Origin of the sequence: Tetragenococcus solitarius NBRC 100494 (assembly GCF_001544195.1) — a bacterium.
In the GTDB taxonomy this organism is placed as follows: domain Bacteria; phylum Bacillota; class Bacilli; order Lactobacillales; family Enterococcaceae; genus Tetragenococcus; species Tetragenococcus solitarius.
The window spans coordinates 16,598-34,819 of the sequence record NZ_BCPY01000013.1 but is presented as its reverse complement, the minus strand read 5'-3'; the positions used below and the strand labels follow the sequence as shown (position 1 = coordinate 34,819).

The 18,222-nt window shown below is 36.7% G+C and carries 14 protein-coding genes, 1 pseudogene and 1 other annotated feature; of the genes and pseudogenes, 2 read left to right on the top strand and 13 right to left on the bottom strand.

The window, feature by feature from the left end; all coding sequences use genetic code 11:
* Window positions 1-92 precede the first annotated feature (92 nt).
* The 8 genes and pseudogenes from TS1_RS05660 to TS1_RS05625 all read right to left on the bottom strand — a co-directional run bounded on the left by TS1_RS05660 (window position 93) and on the right by TS1_RS05625 (window position 10,301).
* Window positions 93-2,246: a transglutaminase-like domain-containing protein gene (locus tag TS1_RS05660; RefSeq protein WP_068708687.1), complete on the bottom strand. Its 2,154-nt coding sequence runs from the start codon at window positions 2,244-2,246 to the stop codon at window positions 93-95.
* 4 nt (window positions 2,247-2,250) lie between these two features.
* Window positions 2,251-3,246, bottom strand: a complete 996-nt coding sequence (locus TS1_RS05655; RefSeq protein ID WP_068708685.1) for a DUF58 domain-containing protein — start codon at window positions 3,244-3,246, stop codon at window positions 2,251-2,253.
* On the bottom strand, window positions 3,243-4,187 hold the full coding sequence (locus TS1_RS05650; RefSeq protein ID WP_068708683.1) for an AAA family ATPase: 945 nt from the start codon (window positions 4,185-4,187) through the stop codon (window positions 3,243-3,245). The genes TS1_RS05655 and TS1_RS05650 overlap by 4 nt, the downstream gene beginning before the upstream one ends.
* Before the next feature lie 389 nt (window positions 4,188-4,576).
* Window positions 4,577-5,731 (bottom strand): annotated as a pseudogene (locus tag TS1_RS05645) (aminotransferase class I/II-fold pyridoxal phosphate-dependent enzyme).
* Window positions 5,732-5,755: 24 nt separating this feature from the next.
* The gene (locus TS1_RS05640; RefSeq protein ID WP_068708681.1) at window positions 5,756-6,532 is read right to left on the bottom strand and encodes a carbon-nitrogen family hydrolase; all 777 of its coding nucleotides are present in this window, start codon (window positions 6,530-6,532) and stop codon (window positions 5,756-5,758) included.
* A 104-nt stretch (window positions 6,533-6,636) separates the two neighbouring features.
* Window positions 6,637-6,879, bottom strand: a binding site (T-box leader).
* A gap of 150 nt (window positions 6,880-7,029) precedes the next feature.
* A complete protein-coding gene (locus tag TS1_RS05635; RefSeq protein ID WP_068708679.1) occupies window positions 7,030-7,992 on the bottom strand; it encodes a glutathione S-transferase family protein in 963 nt (320 codons plus the stop codon).
* Between the two features lie 347 nt (window positions 7,993-8,339).
* Complete coding sequence (locus tag TS1_RS05630; protein WP_068708677.1) at window positions 8,340-9,659, bottom strand: replication-associated recombination protein A; 1,320 nt, start codon at window positions 9,657-9,659, stop codon at window positions 8,340-8,342.
* Between the two features lie 6 nt (window positions 9,660-9,665).
* Complete coding sequence (locus tag TS1_RS05625; protein WP_061841310.1) at window positions 9,666-10,301, bottom strand: NAD(P)H-hydrate epimerase; 636 nt, start codon at window positions 10,299-10,301, stop codon at window positions 9,666-9,668.
* A 158-nt stretch (window positions 10,302-10,459) separates the two neighbouring features.
* Here TS1_RS05625 and TS1_RS05620 point away from each other — a divergent pair, with 158 nt between their 5' ends.
* The gene (locus TS1_RS05620; protein WP_061841311.1) at window positions 10,460-11,011 is read left to right on the top strand and encodes a protein-tyrosine phosphatase family protein; all 552 of its coding nucleotides are present in this window, start codon (window positions 10,460-10,462) and stop codon (window positions 11,009-11,011) included.
* Between the two features lie 462 nt (window positions 11,012-11,473).
* Here TS1_RS05620 and TS1_RS12515 read toward each other — a convergent pair whose 3' ends face one another.
* Both TS1_RS12515 and TS1_RS05610 read right to left on the bottom strand, forming a co-directional pair.
* Window positions 11,474-15,274: an FtsX-like permease family protein gene (locus TS1_RS12515; protein ID WP_068708675.1), complete on the bottom strand. Its 3,801-nt coding sequence runs from the start codon at window positions 15,272-15,274 to the stop codon at window positions 11,474-11,476.
* A gap of 12 nt (window positions 15,275-15,286) precedes the next feature.
* Entirely contained in the window at window positions 15,287-15,988 is a 702-nt protein-coding gene (locus tag TS1_RS05610; RefSeq protein ID WP_061841314.1) for an ABC transporter ATP-binding protein, read from the bottom strand.
* Between the two features lie 178 nt (window positions 15,989-16,166).
* Between TS1_RS05610 and TS1_RS05605 the strand changes: the two genes are divergently transcribed.
* Window positions 16,167-16,745, top strand: coding sequence for a TetR/AcrR family transcriptional regulator (locus TS1_RS05605; protein WP_068708673.1), 579 nt, complete (start codon window positions 16,167-16,169; stop codon window positions 16,743-16,745).
* Between the two features lie 83 nt (window positions 16,746-16,828).
* Here TS1_RS05605 and TS1_RS05600 read toward each other — a convergent pair whose 3' ends face one another.
* From TS1_RS05600 to amaP, 3 genes are read right to left on the bottom strand one after another with little or no spacing between them, the layout of a single operon-like run.
* Entirely contained in the window at window positions 16,829-17,353 is a 525-nt protein-coding gene (locus TS1_RS05600; protein ID WP_061841301.1) for an Asp23/Gls24 family envelope stress response protein, read from the bottom strand.
* 21 nt (window positions 17,354-17,374) lie between these two features.
* Window positions 17,375-17,569: a DUF2273 domain-containing protein gene (locus tag TS1_RS05595; protein ID WP_061841300.1), complete on the bottom strand. Its 195-nt coding sequence runs from the start codon at window positions 17,567-17,569 to the stop codon at window positions 17,375-17,377.
* 13 nt (window positions 17,570-17,582) lie between these two features.
* Window positions 17,583-18,143 (bottom strand): alkaline shock response membrane anchor protein AmaP, encoded by a 561-nt coding sequence (gene amaP, locus TS1_RS05590; protein ID WP_068708671.1) that lies wholly within the window; start codon window positions 18,141-18,143, stop codon window positions 17,583-17,585.
* Window positions 18,144-18,222: the final 79 nt, after the last annotated feature.

Genomic DNA, 18,222 nt, shown 5'->3' with positions numbered 1-18,222 from the left:
TACACTTGTCCAAAGTTTCATCCGCTTATTCCTTAATAAATAGTTTATCGTTTTTTTCGTTCAGTCACAAGGTATAGGAAAAAAGCGCTTTGTTATTTTTTGATTTTAGTAAGTTGTTTTGCTACTTCAACAATCAGGTCTTGTTGCCGTTCATCTGTTTTTTCTATTCCTCCATAAAGACGTTTCTCATAGTTAGCAGTGAGCTTGATGAAACTTTTATCAAATTGAGGGTACTTTGTTTCAAAAACTTGTGCGTAATCATTTAACGGTTGCTCGGGTGTACGCAAAACAAATTTCTCAGCCTTGTGCAATAATTTTGGATAAATTTTTAGAATAGAAGCTTTATTTACTTTAATTAAAACTAGCATGTACCAATAAAAATAGTTGCTCCACAACATATAAACAAATCCCAGTAGAATTACGGCTAATAATCCATAAAGAATATTTCTGACAAGTGGAGGAAGTGACAAGAAACGACTCGTCGTTGGCGCTGTCTCTTTTGTTTCTGTCGTAGTTGTACTTTCGGTTGTGGTTGTACTACTGCTGGTTTGTGTAGAACTTGTTTCAGTCGTCTCTTCTGTAATAGAGCTACTAGTAGACGAAGTTTGTGTATCATCATTTATCGCAGTATCAATTTGTTCTAAAGGTTGTGAAAATGATGGCGTTGGTTCAAATGGCAGCCAACCATACCCTTCAAAATATACTTCTGGCCAAGAATGGGCATCGCTATTGCGTACAACATAACGACCCTCACTTACTTCTTCACCACTGGAAAAGCCTTTGGCCCAACGTGCTGGAATGCCGACAGAGCGCAGCATCACTACCATCGCAGAAGAAAAATTATCACAGTAACCTACCTGAGAATCAAATAAAAAGTGATCGACATAATCTTGGTTTTCTGTAGGAAAACCCGCATCAATTTTTGAATAACGGAAATTCCCCGCATTTTTCAAGTAATCTTGAATCGCTGTTACTTGTCCAAGTAAAGTATCTTCTTCAGCTGTTAGATCTTCTGCCAACTCGGTAACCCGTTCTGGCAGTTGCTCCGGTAGTTGTAAATAATCAAGTGTGGAATCTGGCATTGTTAAAGACACATCGGCAAGTTCTTCCATTGTATAATCAAAATCTTGCCAATCGATCTGAAACGAATCCGATTGAGACGCATTTTGAAAGTTTACGCGTTGTGTTTCTTGGTTCACATAGAGTTCGGTTGCCGCATCTCCAACCTTTATCTGTTTATCGCCATAAGGTAAAGGCAGATAAGTATCTGGTGTTTCACGGCTAAGCGTGATTTCTTCATTTTCGGCAAAAGAACCTTGATAATCGTTATTAGCTAGCTCGATTTGTGGTCCGTTATATGTGGCTAATGCTGCATCTTCAGTCCCCGAATTTTCCCAACCAGAGCCAGTGTAAAGACTCTTACTATCTACGCGCCAATAGTGAGGCGAGGATTGCTGTGCTTCAAGTACTATTTGGTTATCATCTAAAAGCGGTCCGCCTAATACTCTATCATTTTCACTAAACCCACTACGAGACAAATTCCCTGCGCCAGTTTCTTCAATAAATTGATAAAAGCCCTTGGTATTCAAATAATTCCTGAGCGTGGCGCTGGGCTCCAGCATTCTCATTTCGATAAATTCACTAGGAATCATCAGCGTAACTAGTAAGAAAACACTAAGCACCGCTGTGATAGCCAAGTAGTTTTGTTTATTTTTTTTATGAACAATCAAGAATCGCTGTAATAGTCCTAAACTGGCAAAAAGCACAATTTCTACTTGTAATTCGATATCATTATAAATCGTTAAAAATAACATATAGCTGATAATAATTAGATAACTTATGATTACTCGTTCGTACTCAATAATTAATTCTATTAGTAAAATCATAACAAAAAATACCAAACTAACCGCAATTTCTTCAGGTAAATAGCCGATTCTTCCTGCTATAAATAAACCATTTAAATGAACCAAACGTTCCCAAAAAACCGCCCCCCACTTTAAAGAAAAGGACAAGTTTTGCGGAAAATTGAAAAATAATCCGCTGTATAAGACCAAAAAATAAAAAGGAATTTTCAGAAACCATCGAGGAATAATCCCCGCAATCAAACAAAGTAGGGCAATAACTACAATATTAACATTTAGCTGGTTTTCCATATGGTAAATCTTTAAAAGCTGGTAAAATGCAATCGAAAAAGTGAAAAATGTGAGTATTATCGGAATTGCTTTATTATAAATTCTTTTTGGCATCGCCTCACTCCTTTAGTCGCTGCAGTAGCTGCGGATAATCATATACTTGAACAGGCCGCAGTGTTGTAGGCTGTAGGTTGGCTTCTGGAATAAGAATAATGACCTGCTTTTGCCCAAAATCAGGAATTTCAACTTCCTGTTCTAAGGGTTCAACCATAGCAAAATCTTCTTCTGTTATACGCATTTGATTTTTAACTTGTTGGCCTAAGAGGATGAATTGAACTTCTTGTGCTGATAATTCTTGCCACAAAGAATAAAACAAACTCAAAAGTTCCTCAAAGTAAGGACTATTCGCCCCATAAAAAAGCAAAATTGTCTTACTTGGTTCTTTTTGTTCATATTCACGTAAAATTAATTCTTGCTGCTTACTTGATATTTTCCAATCAACCTGACCTAGCCGATCACCAGGCTGGTAGGGACGGAATTTTTTAATTTTAAAAGAATGCTCACCAAAATTTTGGGACGTACTCGACAATGATTTTTGAAAAAAATAAGCAGCTTGCTTGCTTAACAAATGAATAGGCGACAATACCAGCCAATTCACCGTAAATTGGTTAGCGGCTTCTTTTTTAAACCAGCCAAAAAGGTCTGAACCAACAAGATGAATTGTCTGCTTTTTAACTGAGCCTCGTGTGCGTACTTTCCAAGTAACTAGCAGTTGTTTTTGTTGTCCATGATAAAACAAGTAGTTAAACGTTTCCAGATATTGAGGAGAAAAAAGCTTAAGGTTAGCCAGCCAGAGGAGCTTACCTCGCCGCTTTTTCATCTTGATTTGAACGGGGACTGTCTCGCCAACGTGTACAATTAAATACGACTGCGCCCTAAATTGAATATTTTGTAGCGCACCAATCAGGCTAAAAATTTCTGTCAAGACAACTAGCGTAGCAAATATGAACAAAGCCCATCCAATATCGGATGGAAACGCTAGCGCATAAACGACTATAAATAAATAAACGAACAATAGGGCCAACCAATGCCAAATCTGCTGAAAATATTTCATCTTTTCACCTGCCGAACCGGAATCGGTACTTCCTCAATCAGTTGGTCTATTACCGTCCTAAGCTGCTTAGTATCATGGTAACCACCCTTTAATTGCAAGCGGTGTCCAAATGTCGCAGGCAGGATTGTTTGTAAATCTTCAGGTGTGACGTAAGTTCTTCCTTGAGTTAATGCATAGGCTCGCGCGCCGTGAATAAAGGCTGCACTCCCTCGAGGGCTGACTCCTAAGGCGATTGCCGAATGATTTCGGCTAGCCGTAACCAATTGTAAGGCATATTTTGCCACTTGCTTATCAACATACACCTCAGCTACTAATGTCTTTAACTCTTCAACTTCCTCTGCACTAACAATTTGTTCAATTGCTACTTCAGCTTGTTGATTATTGAACATTAATTTCAACTCGTCATCAAAAGAAGGATACCCAATAGACAAACGAAATAAAAATCGATCGAGTTGTGCTTCTGGCAAAGGATATGTTCCTTCGTAATCCACAGGATTCTGAGTAGCTAAAACAAAAAAATGAGAAGACAGCGAGTAGGTATGGTTATCGATCGTTACAGCTCTTTCTGACATAGCTTCTAGTAAAGCCGCTTGAGTCCTAGGTGTCGTTCGATTAATTTCATCTGCCAACAAAACCGTAGTAAAAATAGGCCCCGGACGAAACTCAAATTGATTGGTTTGTGAATTTAAAATGGTGACACCGGTAACATCGCTGGGTAATAAATCTGGCGTAAACTGGACACGTGAAAATGTACCTTTTATGGCTTTAGCTAACGTTTTAACCATCAGAGTTTTACCTACACCAGGTACATCTTCAAAAAGTACATGACCGCCCGCCAGTAATGCTGCAATCGTTAATTGAATAACTTTTCGTTTACCAAAAATCACTTTTTCAACTTCATCGATCAAACGAGGAATCTTATTTATTTTTTCATCTTGCACAATATCCTCTCCTTACCGCGTTTAAAACAAGTTTTGGGAGTAGCTGAGTAGATTCCTTTTATTATACTTCATGAAGTAGGGTTTATGTCAAATCTCTTTCTAATAAGAGAACAATTTTAGTTTTAAAACAACGATTTATCACGGTATAATTACGATCAATTCCCTCGATCAACCCAAGCTATTTGTATAGTTCACTTGGAAGCCTACAACAATCAGTCCTATTACATAGCCTCCAAAATAAGGATGTTCTTTCAGATAGGAAGCCAATTGTTTCATTTTTTACCTAGTCCGTTCCTTTGCTAGACCGAATGGACAGCAGCTACAATTTGATACACAACCCCTTGTCTCCGCAAAAATACTGTAATTTTTTTGTCAGCCTATACTCTTCATCAAAATAAATCCAATTTTGCAATTCTTGCTACTGCTTCTTTTAAACGTTCTTTATCAATCGTCAATCCGATCCGCACATAGCCTTCTCCTTGTTGCCCAAAGCCAATACCTGAAGCAACAGCTACATGGGCTTTTTCCAGCAATAAATCAGTAAAAGTTTCACTGGTATAGCCTGCTGGAACCGGCATCCATGCATAAAATGCGCCTTTTGTGGGATAAGCGTGTCAATTAATTTTTTCAGCTGCTTTCACAAAAGTTTCCCGGCGTTCTTGATATAGTTGATTCAGCTCGGGAATTTGATTATCCTTAGCTGACAACGCCGCCACTCCTGCTTCTTGCAACGCTGGAAACAAGCCTACAAAGAGGTGATCTTGAATCAAATTGATGGCTTCGATAATTTCAGCATTTCCACATGCAAAAGCCAAGCGCCAGCCCGCCATATTAAAACTTTTTGATAACGTATAAAACTCCACGCCCACCTCTTTTGCACCGGGAGTTTGTAAAAAACTACGCGGTTTGGGACTGCCTAGTGCTGCATAAGCGAAATCGTGAGCAATCATGGTTTGATGCTTTTTTGCCATTGCAACTGTTTTTGCGAAAAAATTACTTGTTGCTTGCGCGCCTGTCGGATTGTTTGGATAATTTAGATAGAGTAATTTTGCTTCAGCCAAATCTTCTTCAAAAGCTTCATAGTCTGGTAAATACTGATTTTCTGGTTTTAGTGCAAACAGTTTCTTTTTCACTTGAGCAAGAGCCACACTAGATAAATAATCCGGGTATCCCGGGTCTGGCAAAAGGAGCGTTTCTCCTGGGTTCATTACCGCTAGCGGTAATTCTACCAGACCAATTTTGGAACCACCTAATACCGCAATCTCCTTTTCTGGATCAAGTGCTACACCATATTCTCGACGATAAAAATCAGCAGCAGCTTGTTTATAGGGTGGATTCCCACGGAACAAAGAATATTTATGATTTTCTGGGGTTTCTAATGCTTTTTGGGTTGCTTTAATGATAAATTCAGGAGTGGGTTGATCAGGGTTTCCTTGTCCTAAATTAATGACATCATAACCTTCCGCCTTTTTTTGGTTCACTTTTTTTACTAAACTAGCAAAGAATTGGTCTGGCAATTGTTGCAATCGTTCAGATAGTGCCATCTATTTTCCTTCTTTCATACATAATTAATATAGTTCAGGCCGACGATCTGAAAAAGCCGGAATTTCTTTGCGACTTGCTATTATTTCATCGCTGGAAATTGTTATTTTCCCAATTTCTTCTGATTCACCTAATTCTTTAATTACTTTTCCTAATGGGTCAACAACCAACGAATGTCCCGCAAATTGATTATCCGGGTCACTGCCAACACGGTTAACGCCAATGACATAGGATTGGTTTTCAATCGCCCGCGCCTGTAATAATTTTTTCCATGCATCTAAACGCTGAATCGGCCACTGCGCCGGGACAACAAAAAGGTTCGCCTGCATACTTGCTTGTTTTCTGAACCATTCCGGAAAACGCAAATCATAACAGATATCACAAGCAATATGAAAATCATGAATATCAAAAAGAAGTGTTTTATTTCCTGCAGATAAAAATTGGTCTTCTCTCATTAAACGAAATAAATGGACTTTATCATAGCTGCCTATTTTCATTCCATCTGGATCGTAAACGTAAGTTGTGTTAAAAAAAGTTGCTGTATTCTGTCGAGCCACTGAACCTCCTATAAGATAGACTTGGTATTTTTTTGCTAAATAAGCTAAAAATTTTTGAGCGCGAACCCCATTTTCATCTGCAATTTGTGGCAGACGTGCCAAATCATACCCAGTATCCCAAAGTTCGGGTAAAATGACTAATTGCTCAGGTTTTAAATCAGCCTTTTTAAATACTTGTTCAATATGACGATAATTTTGGTCTGGATCGCCAAAAATGACATCGATTTGTAGTAAAGTAACTTCCACCTTATTATGCTCCTTCCTTTGACTAACAAGTTATCTAAACATTCCTATTCAACCGTTAAATTGCTTTGTATCAAATAAAAAAGCTCTCGTTCTTTTCACTAACTGAAAAGGACGAGAGCTAAAGCTTCGCGTTACCACCTTTGTTTATTAGAACTTCACAGTTCTAATCTCTTCTGGTACACCGTTGATACCATTATACGATATCGGGTACTCCCGTTGACCACTAACTTTTGCTTGCAGTCAAATGCTCAAAGACCATTTTCCAAAACGCGCCCAATGCTTCTTCTCACCTGTTGAAGCTCTCTTTAAAATTCTTCGTTTTGTACTTTTCTTTTCAAAGCCTACTGATATTTGCGTTTTACTATACAATAATATTTTTTGTATGTCAAAAGAAAATTAGAATTTTCAGAAATATTTTTATACGGAAAGACATTACAAAATAAATATCTCAACAAGAAAAATAAACCTCTGGCAATATGAAAAGCCAGAGATTTATTTTAATCAGCCAAACGCCAATCCAATTCTGGACCTACTGGCACAATGCCATTCGGATTAATCGTCGGATGACTTCTATAGTAATGATTTTTAATATGATAAAAATCAACTGTATCTTTGATACCAGGATAATTGTATAGTTCTCTAGCATAGCGCCATAAGTTTTTATAATCAGTTAAAGCATGAATATTACATTTAAAATGACCAAAATAAACACTGTCAAAACGAACAAGCGTCGTAAATAAACGCCAATCTGCTTCAGTTAATTGATCTCCTACCAGATAAGGTTGCTGAGCTAATCTTTCTTCTAATTCATCCAAAACATTAAACAGATTTTTAACCTCTTGTTCATAAACCTCTTGTTTAGTCGCAAAACCAGCTTTATAGACACCATTGTTCACGTTATTATAAACTTTTTCATTGATTGCATCAATTTCTGGTCGCAATTCTTTAGGATAATAATCCCGTGCTTTAGCTCCAACTTCATCAAAGGCAGAATTAAACATCCGCATAATTTCTGAAGATTCATTGCTGACAATCTTATTTTGTTTTTTGTCATATAAAACAGGAACAGTGACACGTCCGCTATAGTCAGAATCGACATGCGTATAAATTTGGTATAAGTAATCCGCATTGATTATCGGATCTTTAATGACGCCTTTATCTTCTGAAAAAGTCCAACCGTTTTCTCCCATATACGGGTTCACGACAGATAGTGAAATCATCTCTTCCAAACCTTTTAACTTACGCATAATTAACGTACGGCTTGCCCAAGGACAAGCTAAAGAAACATATAAATGATACCTATCTGGCTCTGCTTTAAAGCCACTTTCGCCTGTTGGTCCTGCACTGCCATCTTTGGTTACCCAATTGCGAAATTGCGAATCACTACGAATAAAACGTCCGCCTGAACTTTCTGTATCATACCATTGATCGTACCACTTGCCGTCAACGAGTAATCCCATAATAATCTCCTTTCCCTATCCTCTTAATTTAACCTCATATTTATTATAGCTGGTTTTTTCGTTAAAACTCAAAAAAATTGTTTTTTTACTTAAATTCATTTATTCTTAACACAAAGAAGGTGGCTACATTGACCTATATGACCAAAGTAGAGAGTCCTCTAGGAAGAATCGTTTTAACCAGTGATGGGAAAAACCTAACCGGTCTATGGCGGTGGCTTGGACCGGAAAGTGAAATTATTACAATTAGAAAAAAGTTTATAAAAAGAAAGCTTCTTGGCAGGTCTTACCTCTAACAAGGCAAGCTCTGCCATTTATTTTTCAGCTATTATTACTTTAAGTAGCTGACTTCAGCCATTTTCTTCATGCCAGTGTTTAATATACTCAAGTCGTTTTTTAAAACGTTCCTCTTTTCCTTCTTCTGTTGGAAAATAATATTCATGCCCTTCTAGTGCAGGTGGCATGGTTTTCATCGTTGTGAGCTTTTGTTCTTGTTGATGCGCATATTCATAATCTTTACCATAGCCCAAGTCTTTCATTAAATTAGTGGGGGCGTTTCTAATCTGAAGTGGGACAGGCTCATTAATTGATTCCTTGATATCTTTTTTTACATTTAGTCGTGCTTTATAGACTGCATTTGATTTAGGAGCAAGAGCCAAATAAATTACTGCTTCTGTCAAATGAACATCGCATTCCGGCATCCCTAAAAATTGACAGGATTGAAAAACGTTGACCGCAACATTTAACGCATTCGTATCTGCTAAACCAATATCCTCACTAGCAAAACGCACAAGTCTCCTTGCAATATAAAGCGGATCTTCACCACCTTCAAGCATCCGCGCTAGCCAATAAATCGCTGCATTCACATCGCTATTGCGCATTGACTTATGTAAAGCAGAGATAATATTGTAATGTTCTTCTCCAGACTTATCATACAGCAGTGATTTTTTATTAATCATTTGTTCCAAAGTATCCGTTGTAATGGCAATCTTCATGCCGTCTTTTTCACCATTTAGCACAGCCATTTCTAATGTATTTAAAGCACTGCGAGCGTCTCCGTTTGCAAAACGAGCAATCGCTTCAATTGCTCTGTCATCAATAACGATCTGATAGTCACCAAAGCCATCAGGATTTTTAATCGCTCTTTTCAACAACTCGACAATGTCAGAGACCGTTAGTTCATTTAACACAAATACTTTACAACGTGACAATAAGGCAGAGTTAACTTCAAAAGAAGGATTTTCCGTGGTTGTTCCAATTAAAATAATGCTTCCTTTTTCAACATAGGGTAAAAAGGCGTCTTGTTGCGCTTTATTAAAACGATGAATCTCATCAACAAAAATGATTGTTTTTTCCCCATAGTCGCGGTTGGTTTCCGCTTCTTCCATCAAATCCTTAATCTTTTTAATGCCACTATTTACTGCACTTACCGTAATAAAATTTGCTTTTGTTTTACGGGCAATGATTTCTGCCAATGTCGTTTTGCCTACCCCCGGAGGACCCCAGAAAATCATTGACGAGACTTGGTCTTGTTCAATAATTTCACGCAATATTTTCCCTTGGCCGAGTAATTGTTTTTGCCCTACAAAATCATCGATTGTCTTAGGACGTACCCTGCTAGCCAAAGGAGTTGTACTTTTTCGATTTGAAAACAGCGATTCTTGTTTCATCCTTATTCACTCCTCGTAGAAAAAACCAATATCGTCTACTGTAATCTCTCCAAAGTAACCTTTGAGTTCTTCTTTTTCCATACCATGCTTATAAAAGCCAAATGTAATTGTCTCATCTGCTATAACACAACTTCCCAATACTTTTCCTTCTATTGAAGAAATACCAGAAGGTGCATCAATGGAGTAAATACGAGCTTTTTCAGCTGCATTGATTTTGTCTATCGTTTTTAAAGGCTCTCCTTTTACGGGCCGATTTAAACCAATACCAAATAGAGCATCAACAATAACTGTAGCATTTGTAAAATCAACTTCTGACAAATCTGTCTTAATCACCGCTTGATATGCTTTCGCTATTTTTTGCTGCAAACGATTTTGTTCAGAATGATGGTCTGGATTCCCCGCAACAAATATTTCCACTTGAAATCCTTCATTATGTAAAATTCGCCCCACTGCAATACCATCGCCCCCATTATTTCCGCCTCCAGCAGCAATAACAATCGTATCTGTTTTGGTAATTATTTTTTTCATCTGCTGTACAACCGCGCGGGATGCACATTCCATCAGCACAATAGAAGGAACGTTCTTTTCATTCATAATTGTTTCTTCATAATGATACATTTGCTCAGCTGTTAATGTCTTCATAACATCAATCTCCTGTTCTCTTTGTTCTCATCGTATCACGACTACTTATCAAATACCAAAAATAGCTATGCGATTCATAAAGTTGAATAAACACTTAGAAACATATACCATAGAAGTATCGGATACGTTTTCAAATAATAGGAAAGGGAGGAATTCATATGGCTGCAACCTATAATCTGCGGGGACATACAATTCATAAAGATATGAAAGCAATCGCGTTATCTCATCCAGAAGCGCTCGATTATGAACCATTGCCGAATTCTGTATTGATTTCTTATGCTGGTTACGATCGAGGCAAAATGGCCACGCCGATGCCAGATAACGTAAAAAAACGTTATAAAGCGGTACTAGAACTTCCTATTGATGATATTGATCAAAAAAGTGGAAAAATACGGGCAATGTTTGATCGACTATATCCTGATAAAAATTACCACATTTTTGACGAAAATGATTATAAAAAAACATGGAATTTTATCGAGAAATACAAAGATAGTCACTTTGTGGTTCACTGTGATGCAGGAGTAAGCCGTAGTTCTGCTACTGCTTTAGCGATTGACAAGAAATTTGCACCTGAAGATTATCAAAAGTTACTGGACTTAGGAATTTATTTTCCTAATGTATTAATTTATAGTTATCTAGTAGAAGGCAAATTCAATGACAAGCTTTATAAGAAGTACAGTAAACAGTTGCATCCTTGGTGGGGTATGTAAACTTCAAAAATTATTTTTAGAAATGGGTCTCCATTCAAAGTTATGTCCCATTTTTAATTATCAGACATAAGTCAGCTGAACTTTTGTCCAGTGGTAGTAACACGGACATAAGTATTAGGAACTTTTGTCTAATAAACGAAGAAATCAAAGAAAATACTGTAATTTTTGCTGAAACCGGACATAACTTCGTAAATATTATGTCCGGTTTCTATTTATTGGACATAACTCAGTCGAACTTTTGTCTAATAGGCAAAATAAGGACATAAGTAATGAGTTCTTTTGTCTTGTAAACAGTTATCGGACAAAAGTAGTAAAATTTTATGTCCAATGATAACCTAATTAATGACGATTCTCCTTTTTTGTAAATATTCAATAAAACCGGAAGTTTCCTTTTTTTAAAGGATTTGTTTGAAATAGACAGCTAAAAACGTCGCTTTCTTTTTTAGAAAGCGACGTTTCTTGTTAGTCAGCAGATTGTAGTGCTTCTAGCATGTCAATGTTTTTAAGTTTTCGATGAATAACAAACATTAATAAGATTGTAATTAATAAAGTAATTCCTGCCGATAAACCAAAGTTAGAAAGCTGTAAACCTGGGCTAAACATCGCCTCATCTGGTGGTAAGGTCTGCATAATAAAACCGTGTAGGAAATAACCAACAACGTAACCGGCTAAGATACCTAATATAGAAAGTAGAATCGTTTCGCGGTAAATGTACATCGTTACTTCTCGGTTGTAAAAGCCTAATACTTTGATCGTAGACAGCTCACGAATTCGTTCAGAAACATTGATATTGGTTAGATTATAAATGACAACCAATGCAAGTAAAGTAGCACAAGTAATTAAAACCAATATCACATTATTCAAGCCATCAATCACATTGTCCACCTGTTCGCTAATGGCGCTCGATTGAACAACACCTTGTACACCATCTAAGTCCATAAATGCTGAAGACTGTTTATCGATATTTTCTTGCGAGGTGTCATTTAATGTTACTAGATAGCTGTTAGGATCACTATTAGAATCAAAGGCATCTTGATAAGCTTTCTGACTCATATAAATATAATGACCCATATACATTTCGGTTATACCTGAAATTTTCACTTGATGGCTTTGTCCGTCTTCATCCTCTAAGGTAACTGTATCTCCTGTTTTTGCGTCTAATAAATCTGCCAATTTTTCGGATAAAATAGCTCCATCATCGGACAACGATAATTGTTTTTGCTCTTCTCTTGTAACCATTTCTACATCCTGATTAAAGGCTTGTTCATCATCAGGAACTAATAATGTAATATCCTGTGTATCATTATTTTCTCCTGCTCGAACATTTAACTGTTCATAATATACATCCGTAGCATTAGCAACATCGTTTTGGTCTAGTTTTTTATCCATTTGTTCTTGCTCGTCATCTGATAGATTATCTTTTTTATTAACAATCAGGTCGTATTTCACCAAATCATCAAATTGGTGATCCACGATCCCAGTTAACGAGTCTCTAATTCCAAAACCAGTCACTAGTAGCGCAGTACACCCGGCCACGCCAAAAACAGTCATAAACATCCGCTTTTTATAACGGAATAAATTACGAGCGGTTACCTTGTAGGTAAAGCTTAGATGGTTCCAAATTGGAGTAATACGTTCTAGTAGAATTCTTGAACCTTTTTTCGGTGGTTTTGCTTCTAAAAGGCGAGCGGTTTTTTCATTTAATTCTCTACTTGCCACTAGATATGCCGGTAATGTGGTACATATGATCGCAATCGCAAAACCAATAAAGGAATAAAAGGTTGAAAAGTTCAATGTCACTTGGTCAAAAGTTGAAGAAGCGGCATAAGCTTCAAAAATAACCGTTGGTAGTAAGGTATGTCCTAAAGCCGTGCCTAATATAGCGCCGAGTGAGCTTGAAACGATGCCGTAAACAACAAATTTTTTCTTAACATCCCAGTTGCTATATCCTAAAGCTTTCAATGTACCTGTGTTGATACGTTCTTCATCAACAAAACGCGTCATTGTAGTCAAGCTAACTAATACCGCAATAGCGAATAAGAAGACAGGAAAAATATTGGATAAAATATCCACGCGTTGGGAATTTTCTAAATACTGTTTATATCCAGGATTCCCATCTTTGCGGTCATCAAAAGTATATTCAGGTGCTTGTAAGTCATCAAGTTCTTCTTGAGCATCTTTTAACTCTTGTTCTCTATCTGGTATTTCCTTATCTGCTTTTTCTTTTTGTTTTTCGTAATCGGCTTTGTTTTCTTCATATTCTGCCTTTTTATCAGACAATTTATCTTGCGCTTGATCAAGTTGGTTTTGTCCTTGTACTTGTTTATCTGCTAAAGTGTTTTTCGCTTGTATTAGTTCTGCTTCTTTATTTCCTAGTTCTTGTTTTGCAGTCGCTAAGTTTTGCGCATTTTTTTGATATTCTGCAGAGTTTTTATTCAAAGCTTCCATCCCAGAAACCCATTTAGAAAGGCCTTGTTCGTAAGCTGCTTTATTTTGATTGAAAGTTTGTACGCCAGCGTTATATTGCTCTAAACCACTTTGATATTCTTGTTCTTTTTGTACAAGCTGCGTTTGTTTTTGCTCTAATTGCTGCTTAGCTGAATCTAGCGTTTGTTGTCCTTGTTCAGCCTCACTTTTGACGTTTGAAAGCTGTTCTTGTTTTTCACCTAATGTTGCATCGAGCGTAGACTGGGCGTTATCAGCTTTTTGTTGTAAAGCATCCGATGTACCGAGCGCTTGATTATACGATTGCTCAGCTGCGTCTATCTCTTCTTGTTTGGCTTGAATTTGCTCGTCTAATCGTTGACTATCTTCTTCACTTTCTACTTGCTCTTTTTGTTCTTCTAATTGTGTAATTACTGGTTTATTTTCAGCGGCAATTTGTTCATAGTTTGCTTTTAAAGGAGCGGCCTGCTTTTTAGCTTCTTCACTTTTATTTTGAAGTTGTTCAATTTGACCTTGCTTTTCATCTTGTTGTTGTTGCAAGTTTTTTTGTTGCTGTTCAACTTGTGATTGCCCTGCTTGTAAGTTTTGTTCATTTTCGCTAATTTTCTGTTGGCTACTAGCAAACTGTTCTTTTCCCTGTTTTATTGCAGCAGCGCCCTTATCAAGCTGTTCCTTGTTTGAAGCTAGCGATGATTGAGCGTTATCCAATTGGCTTTTTGCAGACTGTAACTGCGTCCATTTTTGACTTAAGCTAGCTTTTCCATTATCTAATTGAGTTTTAGCTTGTACCAATTGATTTTCAGCTGTGGCTATCGTTGATTTTCCTTGGTCAAGCTGTTGTTGTCCATCATTGATTTGAACTTGTGCTTGGGCAACTTCATTTTCTAATTGCGCCTGATTTTCATCAATTTGCTCTTGCCCTTCTTGAATTTGTTCTTGTGCCTTGTCAAGTTGGGTTTTAGCATCTTTTAATTTTTGTTTGGTGTCCTTTATTTTTTTCCAACCATCATCAATTTCTTGTTGACGATCCTCTTTCACATCAGCCAAACGTTTTTCACTTTGGTCATCAAATAATTTTTCGACCGATTTTTGGTGTTTACGAATTAGCCTATCATATTTATCGCTATAAGCGTTTAGTCCGCGTGTATCTGAAAAGTTCATCCGTGCAATCATATAAACATCGGAGTCAAAATTTTCTTCAGACACTACACCATAACTATCTAGTTGACCTGTGCCAACGGTAGTTTGTCCGATGTTAGAAGTCTCCGTGATCTCACTTGACTTGACAAAACCGACAACTTTATAAGTCGTTCGTTTTAAAATTTCTGGGGAAGATTCATCTGTTTCATTCTCAGAGTCGTCTGATTTTTCTTGTTCAAGCTTAATCGTATCACCTAAGTCAAAGTGATCTTGTTGTTGGTAATCTAAAGCAATTTCGTTATTTTTTTGCGGCATATTGCCTTCAACCACTTCGTATTGGGAAATTTCTTCAGGAGCTGAAAAAATCCGCATACTCGTATCAGTATCTTTTAATGTAACATCTTCTAAATAACCATACTCGACATCGTCTAGTTGTTTATTTTTTTCTAAAAGATCTTGGTCAGATTCATCAAGTCCCCAAGTTGAAGTTAAAGTCATATCAGCTAGATTGGTTTGATCGTAAAAGTTTTCGGCCGTAGCACGCATATCAGGCCCAGTTACTTTTAAGCCAACAAAAGCAAAGGTTCCTAAAGCCATTAAACTCAGGATGGAAAAAAATCTGCCCCAAGAGCCAGTAAATGAACGACCAATGTCTTTCCAAAGTTTCTTCTTACGCATTTTTGTCCTCACCTACCATTCAATATCTTTAATATCCATTGGTTGTTCGTTGACTTCGACTTCATTAATCTTAGAATCACTCATCCGAATAACACGGTCAGCAATCGGTGCAATGGCTGAATTATGGGTAACGATAATTACCGTTGATCCTTGTTTTCTGCTTCGATCTTGTAAAATCTGTAAAATTTGCTTACCTGTTTGTGAATCAAGTGCTCCTGTAGGTTCATCACAAAGTAAGATTTTAGGATTTTTGGCAATCGCTCTTGCAATCGAAACGCGTTGCTGTTCACCACCCGAAAGCTGGGCTGGAAAATTATCAATACGTTTACTTAGCCCGACTTCTTTCAGAGTTTCTACCGGATCTAGAGGGTTCTTCACGATTTCTGAAGCAAGTTCCACATTTTCTTTTGTCGTTAGGTTTTGTACAAGATTATAAAATTGGAAAACAAAACCTACATCATAGCGGCGATAGGTAATCAATTTTTTATCAGAATAACTGGAAATATCTTGTCCATCAATGATAACTTGCCCACTATCATTGGTATCCATTCCGCCTAATATATTCAAAAGCGTGGATTTCCCTGCACCAGAAGCACCCAAAATCACCACTAATTCCCCTTTTTCAACGGAAAATGATAAAGCATCATTGGCAATAATTTCTGTATCGCCTGTTTTAAATTTCTTCGTACTGTCTTTTATTTCAATATAAGACATCCAAAAGCTCCTCCTTATATGAACAACTTGTTGAGTTCTATGTAGCATTATAGTATGCTTACAAGAAAATTCCCATAAACAACTTGCAATTTTTTGTTTATTTAAAAAATTAATTGTACATCATGTTGATTTTATTGACACTTCCATTGTACACTATACTTAAAAAAAGGTGGTATATATGCAGCGGAATACCCAAACAAAAAAGAAAATTAAACAAGCCTTAACCCAGTTACTTCGTAAGAAAAATTTGGAGGAAATTACTGTCAGTGATATTACCCGTTATTCTCAAATTAATCGGGGAACTTTCTACCTTCATTACCTAGATAAATATGACTTGGTCGAAAAATTAGAGGAAGAAATTCTATCAAATATCCAGCAAATACTTGAACAGCCTGTTGCCAAAGAAGAAGAAAACCCGCTGATACCTGACCAACTAATTCTTGATGCCCTCTATTATGTCAAAGATGATTTAGCTTTTATCAAAGCACTCGTCGAGGAAAATGGCGATCCTAAATTTGTCTCTACCTTTAAAAAATTGTTAATGGATACTGTGAAAAGACATATCGCCTTACATGAAGCCAACCGTCTACCGATCGAAAAATTACCGAATGACTACGCTGAGGAGATTTTATTATCAAGTACGATTTCGATTTTGTTACTTTGGATTAAAAAAGACGGCAAGGAATCGCCTGAACTGCTTTTAAAATATATTAACTACGCTCGTGATACCTCTCCTACTGAACTAATACAACCCTAAAAATACATAAAAAGACCCTATATGTTCTTTTTTTACAAAAAAGAGTCCTTGCATTTTGCAAGGACTCTTTTTATGAGGTTTAATTATTCCACTCTAGGTTCACGATTTTCTTCAAAGTTTTCTACGCTTTCATTAACACTTTGAGTGGCTTTGTTGGTTTGTTGTGAAATGTAATGACCTGTTGTTTTTCCAGCACTCGTTACTTTATCTTGTACTGTTTCACTTTCTTCTTCATATTGTTCTTGTGTTTTAATGTCTACTACATTTACATTTACTTCAACGACTTCTAGATGTGTCATTTCGCTAACATCTTTTGAAATAATCCGCTTAATTTCGTCATAAATATGACGACTGTCTTTTCCATATTCAACAACTACGTCCATATCTACAGCGACTTGTTTCTTTCCAACTTCAGCGTTGATTCCTGTTGTTACATCGTTAGTATTCACTAATTTTTCAGCAATATTGGAGAAAAAGCCACCATTAATCGTCAATAAACCATCAATGTTATCCATTGCGTAACCAATAATCTTTTTAATTACTTTTTCGGCAAACGTTAATTCACCAGAAATATTATTTGTATTTATTTTGTTATCTTGTTTTTCCATCTTAACAGCCTCCCAATTTTTCTATCTTCTAGGATTTTTGAAACGCTCAAAAAAACCGGTCCGATTCAAATAGATCCCAATGAATGCTCCTACAAAAGTACAGACAATAACTAGCAGTGTTTTTAAAAAACCGATCATCAGCAGAAGAATTGCCAAAATTAAACCGATTCCGCCGCCGATAATTCCATCACGATATCGTTGTAAAAATTCTTGCATTTGGCAACCTCCTTTATTTTACTCGCTCTTGATTTTTTTCTTCTGGTTTTCGATAATTTTCAAGAGACACATCTGTTTTGATATTTTCAGTCGTTCCTAGTAATGAAGCCACTTGTGATTGGATTTCTTCCACCAATTCATTTTGTTTTTCCAAAATAGCTGGTGCTTTTCTCATGTAACCAGCAATTTTGATCCGTACTTTTTTGTTGTACATTTTTACCTTGATTGAAGGATTTTCAATAAAAGGTTCTTTATCAACAATTTGCAGTACAAAGTTTTCCACTGCTTTTTTTTGAATTTTTAACGTTCCTTGTTGTTGCGCTAAAACTAAAATATTTTTCTTTTTAGGATAAAAAATCGTGATCACAAAAAATAAAACCGTTAGTACAAGAAATAAAATACTTAAGCCAAATAATAGCTCCTGCACATACATACCAATCCATGGGTAATTATACATTGAAATAAAACGTATTGGTAATTGCACTGCATCTTGGTTTTCAACGAATACAAAGAAAAGTGTAAAAATCAAAAGCAACAGTAGGATGCTGATTAAGCTTTTGCGTAGCTTACCCATAGCTTCACCCTCTCTACCAACGTTACAAGCTCAACAGTACAAAATGTAACCGACCCATGATGATGTGACTTGTTCGTTG